Genomic DNA, 2,621 nt, shown 5'->3' with positions numbered 1-2,621 from the left:
GGCAGGTGCGGCTGACCCGCCGCCTAGCCATCGACCTGCGCCGTTCGTCCAGCTGCCTCTGTTCGTCCAGCTGCCTCTGTCGCTGACACCGCCGCCCACGGCGGTCCGGTCCCGCCGACCAACCGTCCGCCCTGCTCGGCACGGCCCCGACGGCTGGCCCTGCCGCACGCCGTCGACCACCCGACCACCGACGGCCAGCCGACGGTCGGCCCGACGGCCATCCCGACAAGGAGTCTCGACACCCGATGTCCAGCAAGGTCTTCGGCGTCAGGAAACGCGTACCCCTGACGCTCGCCGCCGGAACGATCACGGGCTACACCGGGACGACGGTCGTCGACCCGACCCACGTCGATGTCCACTTCAGCGCGCCGACCTCGGCCTTCCTGCCCACCCTGGCGACGGCCTACCTGGGCATCGAAGCGCCGAGCACGCTCAGGCAGCCGCCGTCGGCGCTGTGCACGAAGATCGTCGGCAGCGGTCCCTTCATCAGCACCGGCGGTTACGTCAAGGGCAGGGGCATCGACTACACCCGCAATCCCGGCTACAAGTGGGCGCCCGCCACCGCGAAGCACACCGGCGCCGCCTATCTCGAGGCGCTCTCGATCAAAGTCATCCCCGAGGACTCGTCCCGCTACGGAGCGCTGACCAGCGGCCAGATCGACGCGATCGCCAGCGTCCCGCCGGTAAACGTGAGCCAGCTGAAGTCGACCCCCGGATTCCAGCTCCAGACCGCGTTGGCCCCGGGCGGTAACTACAGCTACTACCCGAACACCGCCAAGGGTCCCTTCGCCGACGTCCGGGTCCGGGAGGCCTTCCGCGCGGGAATCGACTGGGCGACCATCGTCGACAAGCTGTACTTCGGCGTCTTCCCGGCCGCGAAGGGCCCGCTGTCGCCGTCCACCGTCGGCTATGACAAGTCGATCGAGTCGTCCTACGGCTTCAACCCGAAAAAGGCCAACCAGCTGCTCGACGAGGCCGGCTGGACCGCTCGGGACGGCCAGGGCTACCGGACGAAGGACGACGCGCGCCTCACCGTCACGCATCCCTTCCTCAAGCAGTACGCCCGGGAGCAGCGCGACACCCTCGCAGACCAGATCCAGGCCGCTGCGAAGCAGCTCGGCATCGTGGGCGAGTCGGGGTCGGGCAAGACCACGACCGCCCGGCTACTGCTGGACCTCGAACAGGCCGACTCCGGCACAGTCGACGTCGACGGCACAAGCTGGCGTGAGATCGACGAGCGGACCAGGCGCGGGCTGCGGCAGCGGATCCAGGTGATCTACCAGGACCCGCTGAGTTCATTCGACCCCCGCCACCCCGCCCAGAAGATCATCAGCGAGCCGCTGGCGGTGCAGGGGGTTCGCCGCGCCGCGCGCCGGGCCCGCGTCCTCGAACTGATCGAGCAGGTCGGGCTGGACGAGAGCGTGCTCGACCGCCGGCCGCGCCAGCTGTCGGGGGGGCAGCGCCAACGGGTCGCGATCGCCCGGGCGCTCGCCCCGCGACCGCGGGTCATCATCTGCGACGAGCCGGTCTCCGCCCTCGACGTCTCCATCCAGGCGCAGGTGCTCGACCTGCTGGCCGATCTGCAGGCGCGGCTGGGGATCTCCTACGTCTTCATCTCCCATCACCTCGGCGTGATCTACCACGTCAGCGACCGGGTCCTGGTGATGAAGGACGGGCAGGTCGTGGAAGCCGGGGACGTCGAGGAGCTGTTCGCAAACCCCCGCCACGAGTACACCCGCAGCCTGCTCGCCGCGCTCCCCACCCTCGACGGCGCGGCGCTGCGCCCCCGGCCCGCCGACGACGGTGCCGCCGGACCGCCCCAGTGAGAGACGAGCCGACCGACCTGAAAGGTTCGCGATGAGTGAGATCCCATTGGCCGTCCTCGACCTCGTCCCGGTCAGTGATGGCGGCACGAACGGCGAAGCACTGCGCAACACCGTCGATCTGGCCCGGCGGGCGGAGGAGTTCGGGTACGAACGCTACTGGTTCGCGGAACATCACCTCAATCCCGGCGTCCTCGGCGTCTCCCCCGCCGTCGCCATCGCCCTGGTGGCCGGAGCGACGAGGACCATCCGGCTGGGGTCGGCCGGGGTGCAGGCCGGACACCGCACCCCGCTGTCGGTGGTTGAGGAGTTCGGCCTCATCGACGCCCTGCACCCGGGCCGCCTCGACCTCGGGATCGGACGCTCGCCCGGCCGGCCCCCGGGCCCGGCGGGCCGGTGAACGACCCGGCAGCCGAACGAAGCCTGATCTCGGCGGCGGCGGCCTGCTCCGCCGGGCTCGACGGGGCGGACCACAGCATCGAGCAGCGGGCCGAGAACGGCCTGCTGATCCCCAAGCGCTACGACTTCCGCGGGCTGCTCGGCTCGTCGCGGCTGGGGCTGATGCTGTCGCTGCTGCAGCAGCCGAACGCCTACACCCCGGACTACGCCGAGCAGATCGACGACGTCCTCGCGCTGCTGCGCGGAACCTATCGCTCGGCCGACGGCCTCCAGGCGCGCACCTACCCCGGTGAGGGCGCGAACGTGCAGGTCTGGATCCTCGGGGCATCCGGCGGATCGAGCGCCGCCGTCGCCGGCGAGCGCGGGCTGCGGTTCGCGGCAGCCCAGGCCTCCCCCGGC

The 2,621-nt window shown here is 71.0% G+C and carries 3 protein-coding genes and 1 pseudogene; all 4 read left to right on the top strand.

Annotation, left to right across the window (positions count from 1 at the left end; translation table 11 throughout):
* Positions 1 to 5: 5 nt before the first annotated feature.
* Positions 6 to 86, top strand: a complete 81-nt coding sequence (locus tag AC08OP_RS23875; RefSeq protein WP_476616225.1) for a putative leader peptide — start codon at positions 6 to 8, stop codon at positions 84 to 86.
* A 159-nt stretch (positions 87 to 245) separates the two neighbouring features.
* Positions 246 to 1,826: an ABC transporter substrate-binding protein gene (locus tag AC08OP_RS23870; RefSeq protein WP_476616224.1), complete on the top strand. Its 1,581-nt coding sequence runs from the start codon at positions 246 to 248 to the stop codon at positions 1,824 to 1,826.
* A gap of 31 nt (positions 1,827 to 1,857) precedes the next feature.
* A complete protein-coding gene (locus AC08OP_RS23865; protein WP_476616223.1) occupies positions 1,858 to 2,223 on the top strand; it encodes an LLM class flavin-dependent oxidoreductase in 366 nt (121 codons plus the stop codon).
* Positions 2,220 to 2,621, top strand: a pseudogene (locus AC08OP_RS23860) (LLM class flavin-dependent oxidoreductase); the annotation flags it as partial. The gene AC08OP_RS23865 and the pseudogene AC08OP_RS23860, both read left to right, overlap by 4 nt.

The sequence above is a fragment of the Frankia sp. CeRuru1 genome, from assembly GCF_977966315.1.
Note: the sequence above shows the minus strand (reverse complement) of the source record. Positions and strands in the feature narration are given on the sequence as shown.